The following is a 19278-nucleotide window of genomic DNA, read 5'->3' on the forward strand; positions in this document are numbered from 1 at the left end:
CGGTCAGGCGGTCCGCAGGAACCGGTCGAGGACGCGGACGCCGAAGTGCAGCGCCTCGACCGGTACCCGCTCGTCGACGCCGTGGAACATCGCAGCGTAGTCGTAGCCGTCCGGCAGCCTCAGCGGGGTGAAGCCGTAGCCGGTGATGCCGAGGCGGGAGAACTGCTTGGCGTCCGTGCCGCCGGACATGCAGAACGGCACGACGTGGCCCTCCGGCGCGAACTCCTCGACAGCGGCCCGCATCCGGGCGAAGGTCGGCGAGTCCACCGGCGCCTGCAGGGCCACCTCGCGGTGGTGGAACTCCCACTCCACGTCCGGGCCGGTGAGCCGGTCCAGCGTGGCGCGGAACTCCTCCTCGCCGCCGGGCAGGAACCGGCCGTCGATGTGGGCCACGGCCTCGCCGGGGATCACGTTGACCTTGTAACCGGCGTCCAGCATGGTCGGGTTGGCGCTGTTGCGCAGGGTCGGCTCGACGAGCCCGGCCGCGGGGCCCAGCTTGTCCAGCAGGGTGTCCACGTCGGTGAGGTCGGTCTCGATGCCGTACAGCGCGGCGAGTTCGGTGAGCGCGGCGCGCACGGTGGGGGTCAGGCGCAGCGGCCACTCGTGCGCGCCGATCCGGGCGACGGCGCCGGCGAGACGGGTGACGGCGTTGTCCCGGTTGACCTTGGAGCCGTGGCCCGCGCGTCCGCGCGCGGTGAGCTTGAGCCAGGCGGTGCCGCGTTCCCCGGCGGCGATGGGATAGATCTGCCGTCCGCCGCCGTCGTGGAAGGTGAACGCGCCGGATTCGCCGACGGCCTCGGTGCAGCCCTCGAAGAGCGCGGCGTGCCGGTCGGCGAGGAACCCGGCGCCGTCCGCGGCGCTGGCCTCCTCGTCGGCGGTGAACGCGATGACGACGTCCCGGCGGGGCCGGACGCCCCGGCGGGCCCAGCCGCGCACCACGGCCAGGATCATCGCGTCCATGTTCTTCATGTCGACGGCGCCGCGCCCCCAGACGACCCCGTCGCGGATCTCCCCGGAGAAGGGGTGCACGCTCCAGTCGGCGGCCGCCGCGGGCACGACGTCGAGGTGGCCGTGCAGGAGCAGCGCGCCGGCCGAGGGGTCGGTGCCCTCGACGCGGGCGACGACGTTGGTGCGTCCCTCGGTGCGCTCCAGGAGGGCCGGTTCGATGCCGGCCTCGGCCAGCCGGGCGGCGGCGTACTCGGCGGCGGGCCGCTCCCGGCAGTCGCCGCCGCCCCGGTTGGTGGTGTCGATGCGGATGAGGTCGGACGTGTACGTCACGACCTCGGCCAGGGCCTGCTCGTCCACCTGCTCAGCCATACTGCTCCTCCACCGCGGCCGCGACGATCGTGGTGACCGCCTTGAAGGTGCGGATGCCCTCGTACATGGTCCCGCTCGTGTAGGCCACCGTCCGCTCCGCGATCCGGTTTACACCCGGCACGACGGTGGCGGCCATCGCCAGGTGCTCCGCGTCGAACTCGACGGCGACGGTGAACGGCCCGTCCCGCGCCGGTTCCTGACGTACCGCCAGGGCCGCGGCCTCCTTGGCCGCGGCCCGGATGTCGGCGGCGGTGCGCGCGGGCGTGCGGCACACGGCGGCATAGCGGGAGACGTGGTCCTTCACCGCGACCTTCAGCGCCTGCGGCGCGTACCCGAGCGCGTCCTCGCAGGCCACGTCGTCCCCGGTGACCAGCACGACCGGCACCCCGAACTCGGCGGCGACACGGGCGTTGAGCAGCCCTTCGCTCGCCCGCACGTCGTTCAGCCACACGCCCGTGATGGAGTTGGCCAGGTAGGTGTGGGCCAGGACGCCCTCCATCCCGGCGCCGGCGTGGTAGCCGACGAACGCGACGCCGTCGACGTCGCCGTACTGCACGCCCTCCACCATGGACAGCGCCTTGTGCCGCCCGGTGAGCATCTGGGCCCGTTCGTCGAGCTGCTCCAGCAGCAGGTTGCGCATCGTCGAGTGGGCCTCGTTGATGAGCACCTCGTCGGCGCCGCCGTCGAGGAAGCCGAGCACGGCGGCGTTGACGTCGGAGGTGAACAGCGACCGGCAGCGCTCCCACTGGGACGCGCCGGGCAGCACGTCGTCCGGCCAGGTGACGCCGGTGGCGCCCTCCATGTCGGCGCTGATGAGGATTCTCATGACGAGCCGTCCAGGGTGGAGATCTTCATGGTTCGTCACGTTACGCGGTGCGGGCCCGACCGGCTACGACGTGGTCACCAGCGGATCGGCAGGTCGGCCAGGTGGGCGGTGAGCCGGTCCGCGAGGAGCCGGTGGTCGCGCGCCGAGTAGTGCCAGTGGCAGCCGGCGAGGTCCAGGCCGGTGTCGTCCAGCCGCCAGAAGCGGACCCGGCGGTCCCCGGCGGCGACGCGCTCCCGCACGACCTGCTCGACGTGTCCGGCGAACGAACCGGCGCCCACGGCGAGCAGGGTGGTGCCCGGGCCGTGGCGGGTGCGCAGCTTCTCCAGGAAACCGGCGTAGGCACCGCGGTACGCCGCCGCCAGGCTCTCGTCCGTCCAGGGCTCGCCGGGGGTGATCGGGGTCGAGAAGTCGTTCGTGCCGAGGTGGACCACCACCAGCTGCGGCCGCCAGGTGCCCGGGTTCTGCCAGACGTCGCCCGGCACGTTCAGCAGCGCGCGGTCGTAGAAGGTGCGGTAGTTCACCTCCGGGGAGCCTCCGTTGTAGTTGCGGACCATGCCCTGGCCGGAGTACGCGTTGACCTGGTAGTCGGCGTGCAGCCTCCGGGCGGTGAGGGCGCCGTAGCTCACGTCGGCGTTGGTGGTGCGCTTCACCTGCTCGTCGGTGCAGTCACGGGAGGAGGAGAGATTGCCGTAGCCGGCGGTGAGGGAGTCGCCGATGAATTCGATCTGGCGGCTGCGCGCGGCCGGCCGGGCGAGCACGGCGCCGCCCGGGGCGGCGACGAAGCCGCCGAAGGAACTGGTGCTCCAGGGCGTGTCGTTCCGCTTGACGAGCCGCACGGTGTGCGCGCCGTCGCGCAGGCCCCTGATCCAGTGGGTGGTGCTGCCCGGCGCGACGAGGGTGGCGACGGTGGCCCCGTCCACCTGGACGTCGTAGTCGGCGGCCGGGTCGTCGAGCACGACGCCCACCGCGGTGCCCCGGACGCGGCCCTCGAAGTACACGCCGGGCCAGCTGTAGCGGAGCACGTCTCCCGCGTCCTGGACCCGTCCGGCGGTGTGCACGGTCGCCGACACGCCCTTCGCGTCCGGCGCGGCGGCAGCGGCCTGGGTCGTGGTGCCGAGCAGCACCACCGAGGCCGCCGAGGCGAGCAGCATCCGTGACCAGGGCGACGGCATGGCTGTCCTCCGGGGGCGGGGCGGGTGAGGGACACACGGAACACTCGGTGACGGTACACCGACAAAATGCAAGGTCACCAGGGTGCGCGTCCCGGGGCCCCGCTCTCAGCCGGTGCGCCCCACCACCAGCCACTGGGACGGCAGCTCGATCCGTGTGCCGTCGGGGCGGTAATCCGTGGTGATCAGCGGCAGTTCGCCGTGCGCGAGGACGGTGAGCCCCGCCGAGCGCAGATACGCGGGCACGGCCTCGTCGGCGACCTCACCCGGTGCGAGGCCGTGCCGGAAGACCGGCGCCAGCTTGGGCGGCGGCCCGTCCGGGCCGTCCGCCAGGCCCCTGAGCACCGCCTTGGCGGCGCCGGAGAGTTCCACGAGGAAGGCCCGGCCCCGTTCGCCGACCAGGGTGGCGATCCCGTCGGCGAGCGGCTGCCGGTCGTCGGGCCGGCACTGGTGCAGAACGCCCCGCACATAGACGTTGGCGTCGCCGAACTCCGCGTGCAGGGCCCCAACCGCGTCCTTCTCGGCGGCGTCGAGCTGCCGGTACACCGCCCGGCCCGCGGGGTCGGCCCGGCGGGCGTGCTCCAGGGCGGCGGCGGACAGGTCGGCGCCCACGACCCGCGGGAACCGGTCGGCCAGGTACCGGGTCTGGGTGCCGTTGCCGCAGCCGAGATCGACCAACGGCAGGGCGGGATCGGTCAGGTGAGGCTCGAACAGGGCCAGGTGCGGCCCGACGGTCAGGGCCGGCTCCGCGTCCCAGAGCACCGCCCCCGGCGCGTCGGGCGCCTCACGCCAGAACCCCTCCCAGGACTCCCGGTACCGACTCGTCACGCTCATGCCCACTCCCCGGGGTGCGAACCGATCCCGCCCTCAGCGACGGGCCAGTACGGTGTACCGCGCCCCGGTCACGGCCACAAGGACGCGGCGCGTTCCTTCACCTCGCGTTCGGCGCGGAGGGTGCGCGGCGGCGCGGCAGGGTCAGCTCGAACCAGACCGTCTTGCCGGCCCCGGTGCGGCTGGTCCCCCACTGCCGGGCCAGCGTGCTGACGACCCGCAGACCGCGCCCCCGGTCGTCCAGCGGGCCGGCGCTGAGCAGCGTCGGCAGCTCGTGGTCGTCGTCGTCCACCTCGCACAGCAGGGTGTCACCGCGCACCAGGCGCAGGGCGACCGGGCGGGCGCGGGAGTGCCGTACGGCGTTGGTGACGAGTTCGCTCGCCAGGAGTTCGGCCGGCGCGGCCAGTTCGGTCAGTCCCCAGTCGTGCAGTTGCTCGCGGACCACCGCGCGGGCCCGGCCGGCCTCGGCCGGGTCCAGGGCCAGGCGCCATTCGGCCACGTCGTCGGGCGCGATGCCGTTGAGCCGGGCCATCAGCAGGGCCACGTCGTCCTTGCGTCCGCCGCGCGTGTTGAGGGAGCGGATGATCGTGTCGCAGGCGTCGTCCATGGAGGCGGCCGGGTGGGCGGCGGACGCGCACAGGGTGGCCAGGCCGACGCCGATGTCCTCGCCGCGCACCTCGACCAGTCCGTCGGTGCACATCACCAGCCGGTCGCCGGGCTCGACGCGCACCCGGACCGCCTCGAAGGGCACGCCGCCGACGCCGATGGGCGCCCCCGTGGGCAGGTCGAGCAGCTCGCTGCGGCCGTCCTCGGCCCGGACCAGGACGGGCGGTATGTGCCCGGCGTTGGCGAGGTGCAGTTCGCCCGCGATCGGGTCGTAGACCGCGTACAGGCAGGTCGCGAGGTAGCTGTCGCCGAGGCGCTGGGCGAGGTCGTCGAGGTTGCGCAGCAGCTGGGCGGGCGGCAGGTCGAGTCCGGCCATGGTCTGCACGGCCGTGCGCAACTGGCCCATCATGGCGGCCGAGTTCAGGCCGTGGCCCATGACGTCGCCGACGACGAGCGCGGTGCGCCCGCCGTGCAGCTTCACCGCGTCGAACCAGTCGCCGCCGACCCGTCCGAGCAGGGTGCCCGGCAGGTAGCGGGTGGCGATGTCGCAGCCCGCCATGCGGGGCGGGATGTGCGGCAGCATGCTGTCCTGGAGCGTCTCGGCGACGTTCTCCTGGAACGTGTACATGCGCGCGTTGTCCAGCACCAGGCCCGCGCGGGCGGCGAGTTCGGCGCCGGTGACCCGGTCCATGTCGTTGAAGACGGGCCGCTCGGGGTGGCGCAGCAGGATCATGAAGCCGAGGACGACGTGGCGTGCCTTCAGCGGCACCACCAGCATCGAGCGGCCCGTGATGAGCGGCCGGATGTCGCGCTTCTCGAACTGCGCGGCGATGGCGTGGCCCATCTCCTCGCCGATGCGCGGCACGAGCACGGGCTCGCCGGTGGTCATGCACCGGAAGAACGGCGTGTGGGCCGGGAAGGGCATCGCCTCGCCGACCGGCACGACGTCGTCCCAGCGGCCGGGTTCGTCGGTGTGCTCCACGGCGACCCGGTGCCACAGGGTCGTCGTGTCGGGCACACCGTCGGGGAACCCCTCGCCCGCGACGACCTGTTCCCGCAGATAGGTGCCCGCGACGTCCGTGAACCGCGGCACGACGGCCCTGCTGACCTCGACGACGGTGCGCGACAGGTCCAGGGAGGTGCCGATGCGGCCGCTGACCTCGTTGAGGAACTCCAGGCGCTCGCGGACGGCGGCGTACTCCAGGTCCTCGGCCTCGTCGCGCAGGTCCTCCGGCACGGGCTCGCCCGCGGCCCGGGCGCGGGCGGCCCGCTCGCGGCGCGCCTTGCGTTCGGTGCGCCGGGCCACACCCCAGTCGGGGGTGACGGGCACCCGGTCGTTCTGGCTGAACTCCAGGACGGGGTAGCCCAGTTCGAGGATCTGCCCGACGACGCGGGCGCTCTCGCCGACGCTCATGCTGGGCAGGATCTCGGGCAGCCGGCGGGCGAGGTCCTGCGCGCCGGGGAAGTCGGTGTGCAGCGCGAAGCCGGGCGCGATCCGCTCGAAGGTCCCGTCGCCGGGGCGCAGGCCCTCCGCGTCGGCGGCGAGCACGAGGAGCCGCTCGGGTCCGGGGCCGACCAGCGGGTAGGCCCACCACAGGACGTCGGCCCGCTCCCGGCCGGGCGCGGCGAGCCGGGCGCGGCCCGCCGCGGGGTAGGACAGCCCGCCGTCCAGGGAGGATTCGAGGTCGGGTCCGAGGCCGTCGTCGGCGTGCGGGGCCCCATCGCGCCCTTCGGTCAGGGCGCCGGAGACGGGGAGCAGATCCAGGGCCGTGCGGCCGATGGCCTCTTCCTTGGGGACGCCGAACAGCCGGCGTGCGCCCCGGCTCCAGTGCGACACGAGGCCGTCGCGGTCGACGACGACCACGGCCAGGGGGACGCGTCCGGGCGGGGCGGGCTCCGCCCCCTGCCCGGCTTGTGGGCCGCAAGGCGTCTCCCGCTCGCTGCCACGGTCCATGGCCCAGGCCCTCTCTCCCCACGGATCCGCAAGATCTGTGCCGGCGTCACCACCGTACGGCGGGGGCCACGGGCGATGTGCGGCAATGCGGGAATTGCTCGCGCGGGGTGCGCACCGGCGTGCGACCCCGCGCGCCGGTGGGGGTCAGTCCTCGTGCCCCAGCTGCAGATCCCGTTCGGTCCGCCCGCCCCCGGCGACCTGCAGGACGGTGGCGACGGGCGGGTAACCGGCGGCGATGACGGTGTACTCGCCGGAGGAGAGGTCGACGAAGCGGAACGTGCCGTCGGGGCCGGTGGTGAGGGTGTCGACGACGTTGCCCGCCACGTCCAGCAGGGTCACGCGGGCGTCCTCCACGGGCCGGCCGCCCCCGGCCCGGACGGTACCGCGCAGGACGGCTCCGCCGGCCAGTTCGATGTCCCGGCGGGTCTCGCGGGCGGCCTGCACGGTGACGGGGAGCGCGGCCGGGCGGAAGGCGGGGGCGCTGGCGGCGAGGGTGTACTCGCCGGCGACCAGCTCGGTGATGACGTAGCCGCCCTCCCGGCCGCTGCGGGTGGTGGCGACGACCTCGCCGTGGACGTTGGTGAGCGTGACGGTGGCGTCCCGCACGGGCGTGCCGTCGGCGGTGACGACGGTGCCGATCAGGTTTCCGGCGCCGCCGAGGACGATGTCGAGTTCGACGGGGCGTTCGCCGACGGTCACGGAGACCGCCTGCGGCTGGTGGCCGCCGGCCGCGGCGATCAGCACGTACGAGCCCGGGCCCGGCGTGGCCAGCGCGTAGCGGCCGTCCTCGCCGCTCGCGCCGCGCCCGGTCTGCCGGCCGGTGACGTCGATGAGCGTGAGCGCCGCGCGGGGCACGACGGTGCCGTCGTGGTGCTGCACCGAGCCGCAGACGGGGACCCCGGCGGCGAACGCGCCGCGCGCCTGGGGGATCGGGGTGGTCCCCGGGTCCGGGTCGGTGACGGAGGCGTTGTGGGACACCAGGGGTTTCTCCTTGAGGAAGAGGGCGGCGACCAGTCCGAGGACCAGCACCGGCACCAGGTAGAGGAAGATGCGCGGCATCGCGTCGGCGTAGGCCCGGATGTAGCCGTCGCGCAGGGCCGGGGGCAGGGCGTGCACCAGCTGCGGGGTGAGGGACTCGGGGTCGGGCAGGCCGCCGCCGGCGCGCGCGGGCAGGCGGTCGGCCAGGGCGTGGGCGAGCCGCTCGGCGAGGAGGGTGCCGAAGACGGCGGCTCCGACGCTGCCGCCGATCTGCCGGAAGTAGTTGTTGGCGCTGGTGGCGGTGCCGAGGTCGGCGGGGCGCACCGAGTTCTGCACGGCGAGGATCAGCACCGGCATCACCAGGCCGATGCCGGCGCCGAGGACGGCCGTCCAGACGCTGTAGTGCAGCCGCGGCGTGCCGGCCTCCAGGCGGGACAGCAGCCACATGCCGGTGACGGACAGGGCGCCGCCGAGGATCGGGTAGGCCTTGTAGCGGCCGGTGTGGCTGATGAGCTGCCCGGCGATGATCGAGGCGCCGACGATGCCGCCCGTCATCGGCAGCATGAGCAGGCCCGACTCGGTCGCGGAGGCCCCGTCGACCATCTGCAGGTACGTCGGCAGGTAGCCGGCGGCGCCGAACAGTCCGGCCCCCACCACCAGGCCGATCAGGCCGGTGACGGTGAAGACGGAGTCCCGGAACAGCCGCAGCGGGATGAGGGGTTCGGCGGCGAAGTGCTCGGCGACGAGGAAGAGGACGGTGGACACGGCGGCGCCGGCCCCGAGGCCGAGGATCACCCGCGAGCCCCAGGCGTACTCGGTGCCGCCCCAGCTGGTCAGCAGGACCAGGCAGGTGGAGGCGGTGGTGAGCAGCAGCGCGCCGAGGAGGTCCAGCCGGGCCCGGACGGCGGGCTTGGGCAGCTTGAGCGCGACGGCGACGACGGCGAGCGTGAGCAGGCCGAAGGGCACGTTGACGTAGAAGCACCAGCGCCAGGTGAGGTGGTCCGTGAAGTAGCCGCCGAGCAGGGGTCCGGCCACCGAGGCGAGGCCGAAGGCGGCGCCGATCAGGCCCATGTAGCGGGCGCGCTGCCGGGGCGGCGCGATGTCGGCGATGATCGCCTGGACGCCGATCATCAGGCCGCCCGCGCCCGCGCCCTGCAGGGCGCGGAAGGCGATCAGCTGGTCCATGGTCCGCGCCCGGCCCGCGAGCGCGGAGCCGGCGACGAAGACGACGATGGCGAACTGGAAGACGCCCTTGCGGCCGAGCAGGTCCCCGAGCTTGCCGTAGATCGGCAGGCCGATCGTCGCCGTGAGCAGATAGGCGGTGATCGCCCAGGACATCCGGTCCAGGCCGTGCAGTTCGCCGACGATCTTCGGCAGGGCCGTGGCGACGATCATCTGCTCCAGGGCGGCCAGGAGCAGGGCCGGCATGAGCGCGAAGAAGACCAGCCGCACCCGGCGAGGGCTCAGCGGGGAGGCCGGGGGCGGTGGTGGGGCGAGGGTGCCGGGAGGTGCGACCGCCGGTTCGTCCTGCGCCAGAGTGATCCCGCCCACTCACCGCTCCCCTCGTCGCGCTGCCACACCATTCCCGCGTAAAAGCGACAACTATGAGCAAGCGCGACGAGTTACGGCACAGAGCGGAGCGGTACGGAGATCACCCGAACCGGTGAGGGACACAACACCCCTGTCCCACTGGGGGTTTGGGCCCGGGACCGGCTCGACTCGGGCCCGGGGACGGCTACTTCTCGACCTCGGCCGCGAGCCGGGCGAGCAGCGCGTCGTAGATCCGGGCGAGGCCCTTGGGCGCGAAGGTCTTCTCGAAGAAGCCGCCGATGCCGCCGGCGCCGGTCCAGGTGGTGGTCACCACGACCCGGGCCTTGCCCTCGCCGGCGGGGGTGACGCGCCAGGTGGTGACCATGGAGGAGTTGCGGTCCTTCTCGACCAGCTCCCCGTCGGTGGGCTCGGTGACCTCCAGCAGGCAGTCGCGCACGCGCTTGCTGGTGGCCTGCAGCTTCCAGTGGACGAGGGTGCCCTCACCGTCGCCGCCCTCGCGGACCTCGTACTCGCTGAACTGCTCGGGCATCAGCTTCGCGCGCGTGCCGCTGTAGTCGGCGAGGGCGTCGAACACCGTCTCCGCGTCCGCCGCGACGATCCGCTCCGTAGTGGCCTCGACCTGCGCCATCGCTCTCCTCCAGGACCTGGTTGCTCGGGGGTCGGGGCAAGCCAACCACCCTGCCGCCCGGACCCTCAAATCGGGGGTGTCCCACCCGGTCGAACACGTTCGGAAAACACCCTCGCACGATCAAGGGAACATGTGTTCTATTCTGTGGTCAGTGCTACCGAGGAGGCACCATGCGCTGGGAGAACCTCACAGCGGACTCCGCCGAACACGGCCGGGCCGACGCCGCGCTGTTCGGCGCGGACGCGGTGACGACCCGTACCTTCGACACGCCGGAGTTCGCCGGCATCACGTTCCACGAGATCCGGGCCCGGTCGATCATCAACCGGGTGCCCGCGGTCTCCCGGATGTCGTTCCAGTGGACGGTGAACCCCTACCGGGGCTGCTCGCACGCGTGCGTGTACTGCTTCGCCCGCAAGACGCACAGCTATCTCGACCTCGACACCGGGCTCGGCTTCGACAGCCAGATCGTGGTCAAGACCAACGCGCCGGAGCTGCTGCGCCGGCAGCTGGCGTCGCCCCGCTGGCGGGGCGAGCACATCGCCATGGGCACGAACGTCGACTGCTACCAGCGCGCCGAGGGCCGCTACCGGCTGATGCCGGGCATCATCGCGGCCCTGCGCGACCGCGCGAACCCGTTCTCGATCCTGACCAAGGGCACGCTGATCCTGCGCGACCTGGACCTGATCCGGCAGGCGGCCCAGGTGACCGACGTCGGCATCTCCGTCTCGGTCGGCTTCACCGGCCAGGAGCTGTGGCGCACCGTCGAGCCGGGCACGCCCGCGCCGGAGCGGCGCCTGGAGGTGGTGCGGGCCTTCGGCGAGCACGGCATCGGCTGCGGTGTGCTGATGGCGCCGGTCATCCCGTTCCTGAGCGACCGCCCGGACCAGCTCCGGGCGACCGTGCGGGCGATAGCCGACTCGGGCGCGACGTCCGTGACCCCGCTGGTGCTGCACCTGCGGCCCGGCGCCCGCGAGTGGTTCATGACCTGGCTGGGGCGGCACCACCCGCACCTGGTGCCGCGCTACGAGCGGCTGTACGCGGACGGTTCCTACGCGCCGAAGTGGTACCAGCGCCGGATCACCCGTCAGGTGCACGAGCTGGCCGAGGAGTACGGCATCGGGCCCTCGCGCGCGGGAGCGCCCCGGCGGATCCGGCCGCCCGAGCCGGTGGCGGAACCGCCCGTGACCGGGCCCACCCAACTGTCGCTCCTTTAGGAGCATTCGAGCGCATCCGAAGATCCGATCGGGTCATGCGGATGACGGAATGAGTTCTTCCGGGACCGCTTTCCGGGACGATGCGGCGAGGACGGCGACCCTCGCGGGCCTCGATCCCGCCGTCCTGGGAGGACTCCATGAGAAAACGCGCAGCCGCGCTGTGCGGCGCCGCCGCCGTCATGGCCGGGACCTTCGCGGCCGTTCCCGCCGAGGCGAGCGCACCGAGCACCGCGCCCTCCGTGCACACCGCGAAGCTCACCTGGAAGAAGTGCGCCACCGACGCCTACCCGACGCTGCAGTGCGCGTCCCTGAAGGTGCCGCTCGACCATCGCAGGCCGCGGGGACGGCAGATCACCCTCGCCCTGTCCCGCGTGCCGCACACCGCAAGGACCTACCAGGGGCCGCTGCTGGTCAACCCAGGCGGTCCCGGCGGCAGTGGCCTGACGCTGGCCGGATTCGTCGCCTCCGCGCTGCCGAAGCAGGTCGCGGCCCAGTACGACGTGATCGGCTTCGACCCGCGCGGCGTGGGCGCGAGCAAGCCCGCGCTGGACTGCCGGCCGGGCCACTTCGACCCGGTCCGCCCGAACTCCCTGCCCACCACGCCCGCGATCGAGAGGGCCGGCCTCGCCCGCGCCAGGTCCTTCGCCGCCGCCTGCGGCAGGAAGTACGGGGACCTGCTGCCGTACATCGACACCACCAGCACCGTGCGCGACATGGACGCCGTCCGCCGGGCCCTGGGCGCCGAGAGGATCAACTACTTCGGCTACTCGTACGGCACCTACCTCGGCGCGGTCTACGCCAGGCTCTTCCCCGAGCGGGTGCGGCGGCTGGTGCTGGACTCGGTGGTCGACCCGACCGGCGTCTGGTACGAGGCCAACCTCAACCAGGACCTGGCCTTCAACGACCGCCACCGCGCCTTCCTGGCCTGGGTCGCCCGGTACGACTCGACGTACCGCCTGGGCACCGATCCGGAGCAGGTCGAGGCCACGTGGTACGCCCTGCGCTCCGCGCTGGCCAAGAAGCCGGCAGGCGGCACGGTGGGCGCCTCGGAGCTGGAGGACACCTTCGTCCCGGGCGGCTACTACAACGGCTACTGGCCGCGCCTCGCCGAGGCGTTCGCGGCGTACGTCAACGACAACGACCCCGGGCCGCTCATCGAGGCGTACGAGGACCTCGGCGCGGTCGACGCCTCGGGGGACAACGGCTACAGCGTGTACACCTCCGTGCAGTGCCGGGACGCCGCGTGGCCGGGCGCCTGGCGGCGGTGGCGCGAGGACAGCTGGGCGGTGTACGCGAAGGCGCCCTTCATGACCTGGAACAACGCCTGGTACAACGCGCCGTGCGCGTTCTGGCCGGCCCCGCCGCTGCGGCCGGTGAACGTCGCCAACGGCACGCTGCCGCCGGTGCTGCTGTTCCAGGCGACCGGCGACGCCGCCACCCCGTACGAGGGCGCCGTCACGGCCCACCGTCTGCTGGCCCGCTCCAGCCTGGTCGTCGAGGAGGGCGGCGGCAACCACGGCATCACGCTGAGCGGGAACGCCTGCCTGGACGGGCACTTGGCGGCCTACCTGGCCGACGGCACCGTGCCGCGCGGGTACGGCACCGTGGACGCGGTGTGCCAGGCGCTGCCGGATCCCGAGCCGGCGGCGGCCGAGGGAGCGAAGAAGGCGGGGCCGGGCTCCTCGAAGGGCTCGACGCTGCACGGCCTGCTCGGCTTCCGCGGCTGAGCCCTGCACGGCCCGTCCGCCGGGGGCGGGCGCTGTCGGACCTGTGATCCACTATGGACCCATGAGTGAGCTGACGAGGATCCCCGCCCCCGACGGAGCCCCCGCGGCGCAGTACAGCCATGTGGTGACGGGCACGGGCCGTCTCGTGGCGGTCGCCGGTCAACTCCCGCTGGACGAGGAGGGCCGGCCGGTCGGCGTGGACGATCCGGCGGCCCAGGCCCGCCAGGTCTTCGAGAACCTCCGGCGGTGCCTGGCCGCGGCCGGGGCGACCTTCGACGACGTCGTCAAACTCACCTACTTCGTCACGGACATGGCCCACATGCCCGCGATCCGCGCCGCGCGCGCCGGGCACATCCCCGACGACCGGCTGCCGGCCGCGTCGGCGGTGCAGGTGGCGGGGCTGGTCCGCCCCGACTGCCTGATGGAGATCGAGGCCTTCGCGGTGGTACCGCGGTGACGGACCCCCGCGTCCGGGAGATGACCCTCGCCGACTGCGACCGCGTCGCGGAGATCCGGGTCCGCGGCTGGCAGCACGCGTACCGCGGGATGATCCCGCGGTCCTACCTCGACGGGCTCAGCGTCGCGCGGGACGCCGAGCGGCGCCGGGAGCAACTGGCGCGGGCCGACGCAGCGGTGGTGAACCTGGTCGCCGAGGACGCGGGCGGCGAGGTCGTCGGCTGGGCCTGCCACGGTCCGTACCGGGAGGGCGAAGTCCTCACCGGCGACGCCGAGTTGTACGCGCTCTACGTCCACCCGGACCGGCTCGGCCGGGGCGCGGGGCGGGCCCTGCTCGCCGAGTCCCTCATGCGCTGCGCCGCCGCGGGCCGCGGCCGTCTCCTGCTGTGGGTCCTGAAGGAGAACGTCCGGGCCCGCCGCTTCTACGAGCGGGCGGGTCTGCGGCCGGACGGCGCCGAGGAGCCCTTCGAGGTCGAGGGCGTGGCGGTGCCGGAGGTGCGCTACGCCCTGGCGCTCTGACTCACCTCTGCCTCGGGATCCGTCCCAGCGCGCGTACCGCCGCCTCGGCCAGCGCCGGGTGCGCCAGCGCCTCGTTCAGCACGGGTGCGGCCCGGCCGTCCCCCAACGCGCCCAGTCCGTCCACGCAGGCGAGCGCCACGCGGCGGTACGGATCGTGCGGGCGCAGTCGGCGCCGGAGCGTGGTGATCAGCGCGGGCACGGCCTCCGGGGCGCGCAGCTCGACCAGGAGACGGACCGGGTGCAGCGCGTAGGCGACCCGCAGCTCGTTGGTGGCCAGCGCGGCGGCCGCGCGGGCGGTGCGCGGGTCCCCGAGGCGGGCGAGTGCGTACGCGGCGGAGGCGCAGCGCGGCGGATCACGGTGGTTGAGCAGCAGCACCAGGGCCTCGAAGGCCCGCCGGTCCCCCGCCAGACCGAGCCGGAACGCGGCCAGTTCCCGGGCCCACAGCGGCTGCCCGGGTGCGGTCAGCACCCCCGCCAGGGCATCGAGATCGCCGGTCGCCACGAGCCGCTCGAACGCGGCCGACGCCCCCGACTCCTGCCGTAAGCGCTCCGTGAGTGATCGCAACTCTTCGTCCATGACACCGAGGTTAGGACCCCGGTCCGCCGCTCGGGACGTACATCACAAAGACGAGGGCTGGCGCGCTCGTTACCCGCCAGTTAAGCTCAGACGAGCGAGTTACCCACTCGCCTTCCTCGCGGCGGTCTGGTGACGCGGCCACCGCGGGGGGTACCTCCCACGCTTCACGTGGGGGAAGTCGGTTCGGTGCCTCAGGTACCGCAGTACGGCTCGGCCCCGGGACAGGGCCGGTCGGAACGGCCGTTCGCCCCGGGCGTGTGCGCGCCCGCGACGACGGCACCGGGCGTGTGCGCATCGCAGCCCGGCCCACACCCGCATCTCCCGCGCACCCGGTGCGCCCGGGATCCCGGCCCTCGCCGGGCCGTCCCCGGCGCCCGGGCCGCGTTCCCCGTCGTCACCCTCATCCTGGAGTCCCGCGATGGCCACTCCCCTGTCCGACCCGTCCCTGTCCCCGCTGCGGACCGTCGCCGTCGTCGGCCTCGGCACGATGGGCACCGGCATCGCCGAGGTCCTCGCCAAGGCCGGCCGCGAGGTCGTCGGCATCGACATCAGCGAGGCCCAGGCCGCGAAGTGCGTCGCCGCCCTGGAGGCCTCCACGGCCCGCGGCGTCGAGCGCGGGCGGCTCACCGAGCAGGACCGCGCCGAGATCCTGGGCCGCGTCCGCACCTCCGCCGACCTGCGGGCCGCCGCGGACGCCGACCTGGTCATCGAGGTCGCGCCGGAGTCGTACGAGGTCAAGCAGCAGATCTTCCGGGAGCTCGACGCGATCGTGCGGCCCGATGCCATCCTGGCGACCGGCACCAACGCCCTGTCCGTGACGCGGCTGGCCGCCGACTCGGCGCGTCCCGAGCGGGTGCTGGGCCTGCACTTCTTCAACCCGGCCCCGGCCATGAAGCTGGTCGAGGTGGTCTCCTCGGTGCTGACCGCGCCGGCGGCCGTCACGGCGGTCACCGACCTCGCCCTCGACCTGGGCAAGGAGCCGGTCGCGGTCGGCGACCGGCCCGGCTTCGTCGCCGACGGGCTGCTGTTCGGCTACCTCAACCAGGCCGCCGCGATGTACGAGGCGAAGTACGCCTCCCGCGAGGACATCGACGCCGCGATGCGGCTGGGCTGCGGACTGCCCATGGGCCCGCTGGCGCTGCTCGACCTGATCGGCGTCGACACCGCCCGCACGGTCCTCGACGCCATGTACGCCGAGTCCCGCGACCGGCTGCACGCCCCCGCCCCCATCCTCAAGCAGCTCAGCGAGGCGGGCCTGACGGGCCGCAAGGCAGGGCGCGGCTTCTACACGTACGAGGCGCCGGGCAGCGGCACGGTGGTGCCGGACGCGCTGACCCCGGCGGAGGGCGGCGCGGCGGTCCCCGGCCGGAGCGTCACCTCGGTCGGCGTCGCCGGCTCCGGCACCATGGCCTCCGGTATCGCGGAGGTCTTCGCCAAGGCCGGGTACGAGGTCGTGCTGGCGGCCCGCAGCGAGGAGAAGGCGCAGGCCGCCAAGGCCCGGATCGGCAAGTCCCTGGCCCGCTCGGTCGACAAGGGCCGGATGACCGCCGAGGCCGCCGCCGAGACCCTGGACCGCATCACGGCCACGGGCACCTACGACGACTTCGCCGGCGTCGACCTGGCCGTCGAGGCGGTCGCCGAGGACCTGGAGGTGAAGCGGCAGCTGTTCGCCACGCTGGACAAGGTCTGCAAGCCGGGCGCGGTGCTGGCCACCACCACCTCGTCCCTGCCGGTCGTCGCCTGCGCCCGGGCCACCTCGCGTCCGCAGGACGTGATCGGCATGCACTTCTTCAACCCGGCCCCGGCGATGAAGCTGGTCGAGGTCGTCCGCACGGTGCTGACCGCCGACGACGTCCACGCCACGGTCCGCGAGGTGTGCGGCAGGATCAGGAAGCACGCCGTCGACTGCGGGGACCGCGCCGGTTTCATCGTGAACGCGCTGCTGTTCCCGTACCTCAACAACGCGATCAAGATGGTCCAGGAGCACTACGCCTCGCTCGACGACATCGACGCGGCGATGAAGCTGGGCGGCGGCTACCCGATGGGCCCCTTCGAGCTGCTGGACGTCGTCGGGCTCGATGTCTCGCTCGCCATCGAGAAGGTCCTGCACCGCGAGTTCCGCGACCCGGGGCTCGCCCCGGCGCCGCTGCTGGAGCACCTGGTGGCCGCGGGCTGCCTCGGCCGCAAGACCGGCCGTGGCTTCCGCGAATATGCCAAGCGCTGAGCGTCCCGGCGACTGGTTCCGGTCCGGTGCCGGGTGGGGCGGCCTGCTCGGCCCGGACCGGTTCGCCGCCCCCTCCGGCGGGGGCGGCGAACCGGCTCATGCGCACCGAGCTGCGCACATGCAGTACGTTCAGGGCATGTCCCAGCCCGCCAAGTCCGCACGTACACCAGCTACGACCGACGCGCCGGAAAGTGCCGCAGGCTCCCGTGCCGCCGCCCAGCGGCTCAAGATGCGCCGGGAACTGGCGGCCGCCGCGATGGAGCTGTTCGCGACCAAGGGGTACGAGGCGACCACCGTCGACGAGATCGCGGCCCAGGCCGGGGTCGCCCGCCGCACCTTCTTCCGCCACTTCCGCTCCAAGGAAGAGGCGATCTTCCCCGACCACGACGACACCCTGATCCGCGCCGAGGCGGTGCTCAACGCCGCGCCCGCGCACGAGCATCCGCTCGACACGGTGTGCCGCGGCATCAAGGAAGTCATGCGGATGTACGCGGCCCGGCCGGAGATCTCGGTCGCCCGCTACAAGCTGACGCGCGAGGTGCCCACCCTGCGCGAGGCGGAGATCGCGTCGGTGGCCCGCTACGAGCGCCTGTTCACCCGCTATCTCCTCGGCCACTTCGACGAGCGCGCGCACGCCGACGACGCCAACGACGATCCGCTGCTGGCGGAGGTGGCCGCCTCCGCGGTCGTCACCGCCCACAACCACGTCCTGCGGCGCTGGCTGAGGGCCGGCGGGCAGGGGGACGTGGAGGCGCAGCTGGACCACGCCTTCGCGATCGTGCGCCGGACGTTCGGCACCGGGATCGGCGCCGGGCGCTCGGCGGAGCCGCAGCCGGCCGCGGCGACCGCCTCGGCGCAGGGTGAGGTGCTGGTCACGGTCGCCCGCACCGACGCCCCGCTCGACGAGGTCATGCGGACGATCGAGCAGGCGCTCAAGGAGCGCTGAGGCGTACGCAGCTGAGCGCTGAGGCGCTCGCGGCTGTGATGACGGCCACCCCGACGGGGTGGCCGTTTTGGCATGTCAGGGGCGGTTTTGCAGCCCTTCCGCGGGCCCGTTCGATCGATCATCGCTCATGTGTTACGCAAAGATTTCATCTGAGAGCAAGTTCTGGCACTCAGTGCCTTGCGGGGTGACACGCGGTGTCATACGTTGAAGGGGTCCGGGCGACGTCCCAGCAGGCTCCGCGCCTGTCCGCCCGGGCGCCTGCGTCACAGGCAACCTCCCGCGCCACCAGCGCCGCCGCACAGCACCACCGCCGAACCGACGGCACCCCCTCGCACCCTCAGCAGCACCGACGTAACCATCGGCGCCCCTCCCTCAGGGCGCTCACCGCCGGAGGCAACACCGTGACCGTGAAGGACATCCTGGCCGCGATCCAGTCGCCCGACTCCACGTCGGAGGACTTCGCCGCCCTCCCGCTGCCCGAGTCGTACCGCGCGATCACCGTGCACAAGGACGAGACGGAGATGTTCTCCGGGCTCGCCACGCGCGACAAGGACCCCCGCAAGTCGATCCACCTGGACGAGGTGCCGCTGCCCGAGCTCGGGCCGGGCGAGGCCCTGGTGGCCGTCATGGCCTCCTCGGTCAACTACAACTCGGTGTGGACGTCGATCTTCGAGCCGCTGTCCACCTTCGGCTTCCTGGAGCGCTACGGCCGCACCAGCGAGCTGGCCAAGCGCCACGACCTGCCGTACCACATCATCGGCTCCGACCTCGCGGGCGTCGTGCTGCGCACCGGACCGGGCGTCAACGCCTGGCGTCCCGGTGACGAGGTCGTCGCGCACTGCCTCTCCGTCGAGCTGGAGTCGTCCGACGGCCACAACGACACGATGCTCGACCCGGAGCAGCGGATCTGGGGCTTCGAGACCAACTTCGGCGGCCTCGCCGAGATCGCGCTGGTGAAGTCCAACCAGCTGATGCCCAAGCCGGACCACCTCAGCTGGGAGGAGGCCGCCGCCCCCGGGCTGGTCAACTCCACCGCCTACCGGCAGCTGGTCTCCCGCAACGGCGCCGCCATGAAGCAGGGCGACAACGTGCTCATCTGGGGCGCGAGCGGCGGACTGGGCAGCTACGCCACGCAGTTCGCGCTGGCCGGCGGCGCCAACCCCATCTGTGTCGTCTCCTCGCCGCAGAAGGCGGAGATCTGCCGCTCGATGGGCGCCGAGGCGATCATCGACCGCAACGCCGAGGGCTACCGGTTCTGGAAGGACGAGAACACCCAGGACCCCAAGGAGTGGAAGCGCTTCGGCAAGCGCATCCGCGAACTCACCGGTGGCGAGGACATCGACATCGTCTTCGAGCACCCCGGCCGCGAGACCTTCGGCGCGTCCGTCTTCGTCACCCGCAAGGGCGGCACCATCACCACCTGCGCCTCGACCTCGGGCTACATGCACGAGTACGACAACCGCTACCTGTGGATGTCGCTGAAGCGGATCATCGGCTCGCACTTCGCCAACTACCGCGAGGCCTGGGAGGCCAACCGGCTCATCGCGAAGGGCAAGATCCACCCGACCCTGTCCAAGGTGTACTCCCTGGAGGACACCGGCCAGGCGGCCTACGACGTGCACCGCAACCTGCACCAGGGCAAGGTCGGCGTGCTGTGCATGGCCCCCGAGGAGGGCCTGGGCGTGCGCGACGAGGCCAAGCGCGCGCAGCACATCGACGCGATCAACCGCTTCCGGAACGTCTGAGGAGCGCTGC

At 73.1% G+C, this 19278-nt stretch carries 15 protein-coding genes; 7 read left to right on the plus strand and 8 right to left on the minus strand.

Going from position 1 to position 19278, the window contains the following annotated elements; all coding sequences use genetic code 11:
- Nucleotides 1-3: 3 nt before the first annotated feature.
- The 7 genes from ACIGAN_RS01015 to ACIGAN_RS01045 all read right to left on the minus strand — a co-directional run bounded on the left by ACIGAN_RS01015 (nt 4) and on the right by ACIGAN_RS01045 (nt 9860).
- On the minus strand, nt 4-1317 hold the full coding sequence (locus ACIGAN_RS01015) for a M20/M25/M40 family metallo-hydrolase (protein WP_365097891.1): 1314 nt from the start codon (nt 1315-1317) through the stop codon (nt 4-6).
- A complete protein-coding gene (locus ACIGAN_RS01020; RefSeq protein WP_399854344.1) occupies nt 1310-2143 on the minus strand; it encodes a M55 family metallopeptidase in 834 nt (277 codons plus the stop codon). Before ACIGAN_RS01020 ends, ACIGAN_RS01015 begins: the two co-directional genes overlap by 8 nt.
- Nucleotides 2144-2217: 74 nt before the next feature.
- A complete protein-coding gene (locus tag ACIGAN_RS01025; RefSeq protein WP_399854345.1) occupies nt 2218-3315 on the minus strand; it encodes an SGNH/GDSL hydrolase family protein in 1098 nt (365 codons plus the stop codon).
- Between the two features lie 105 nt (nt 3316-3420).
- A complete protein-coding gene (locus ACIGAN_RS01030; RefSeq protein ID WP_399854346.1) occupies nt 3421-4146 on the minus strand; it encodes a class I SAM-dependent methyltransferase in 726 nt (241 codons plus the stop codon).
- A gap of 97 nt (nt 4147-4243) precedes the next feature.
- Nucleotides 4244-6703, minus strand: a complete 2460-nt coding sequence (locus ACIGAN_RS01035) for an ATP-binding SpoIIE family protein phosphatase (protein WP_365739611.1) — start codon at nt 6701-6703, stop codon at nt 4244-4246.
- A 144-nt stretch (nt 6704-6847) separates the two neighbouring features.
- Nucleotides 6848-9232 (minus strand): MFS transporter, encoded by a 2385-nt coding sequence (locus ACIGAN_RS01040; RefSeq protein ID WP_365739612.1) that lies wholly within the window; start codon nt 9230-9232, stop codon nt 6848-6850.
- A 184-nt stretch (nt 9233-9416) separates the two neighbouring features.
- Nucleotides 9417-9860 carry an SRPBCC family protein gene (locus ACIGAN_RS01045; protein ID WP_351361730.1) on the minus strand — a complete coding sequence of 148 codons (444 nt, stop codon included), beginning with the start codon at nt 9858-9860 and terminating at the stop codon, nt 9417-9419.
- A 170-nt stretch (nt 9861-10030) separates the two neighbouring features.
- On the opposite strand from ACIGAN_RS01045, the gene ACIGAN_RS01050 reads away from it, so the two are divergent.
- The 4 genes from ACIGAN_RS01050 to ACIGAN_RS01065 all read left to right on the plus strand — a co-directional run bounded on the left by ACIGAN_RS01050 (nt 10031) and on the right by ACIGAN_RS01065 (nt 13776).
- Complete coding sequence (locus ACIGAN_RS01050; RefSeq protein WP_365097881.1) at nt 10031-11074, plus strand: Rv2578c family radical SAM protein; 1044 nt, start codon at nt 10031-10033, stop codon at nt 11072-11074.
- Between the two features lie 137 nt (nt 11075-11211).
- On the plus strand, nt 11212-12801 hold the full coding sequence (locus tag ACIGAN_RS01055) for an alpha/beta hydrolase (RefSeq protein ID WP_399854347.1): 1590 nt from the start codon (nt 11212-11214) through the stop codon (nt 12799-12801).
- Between the two features lie 61 nt (nt 12802-12862).
- Nucleotides 12863-13258, plus strand: a complete 396-nt coding sequence (locus tag ACIGAN_RS01060; RefSeq protein WP_399854348.1) for a RidA family protein — start codon at nt 12863-12865, stop codon at nt 13256-13258.
- A 20-nt stretch (nt 13259-13278) separates the two neighbouring features.
- On the plus strand, nt 13279-13776 hold the full coding sequence (locus ACIGAN_RS01065) for a GNAT family N-acetyltransferase (protein ID WP_365739760.1): 498 nt from the start codon (nt 13279-13281) through the stop codon (nt 13774-13776).
- Between the two features lies 1 nt (nt 13777).
- Here ACIGAN_RS01065 and ACIGAN_RS01070 read toward each other — a convergent pair whose 3' ends face one another.
- The gene (locus ACIGAN_RS01070; RefSeq protein ID WP_365739619.1) at nt 13778-14353 is read right to left on the minus strand and encodes an adenylosuccinate lyase; all 576 of its coding nucleotides are present in this window, start codon (nt 14351-14353) and stop codon (nt 13778-13780) included.
- Nucleotides 14354-14771: 418 nt separating this feature from the next.
- On the opposite strand from ACIGAN_RS01070, the gene ACIGAN_RS01075 reads away from it, so the two are divergent.
- From ACIGAN_RS01075 to ccrA, 3 genes are all read left to right on the plus strand, one after another.
- Nucleotides 14772-16577, plus strand: a complete 1806-nt coding sequence (locus ACIGAN_RS01075; RefSeq protein WP_399854349.1) for a 3-hydroxyacyl-CoA dehydrogenase family protein — start codon at nt 14772-14774, stop codon at nt 16575-16577.
- A gap of 136 nt (nt 16578-16713) precedes the next feature.
- Nucleotides 16714-17523 carry a TetR family transcriptional regulator gene (locus ACIGAN_RS01080; protein ID WP_311680911.1) on the plus strand — a complete coding sequence of 270 codons (810 nt, stop codon included), beginning with the start codon at nt 16714-16716 and terminating at the stop codon, nt 17521-17523.
- 407 nt (nt 17524-17930) lie between these two features.
- On the plus strand, nt 17931-19268 hold the full coding sequence (gene ccrA, locus ACIGAN_RS01085; RefSeq protein ID WP_365097903.1) for a crotonyl-CoA carboxylase/reductase: 1338 nt from the start codon (nt 17931-17933) through the stop codon (nt 19266-19268).
- Nucleotides 19269-19278 lie beyond the last annotated feature (10 nt).

The organism is Streptomyces sp. NPDC085931 (genome assembly GCF_044540565.1).
Classification (GTDB): domain Bacteria; phylum Actinomycetota; class Actinomycetes; order Streptomycetales; family Streptomycetaceae; genus Streptomyces.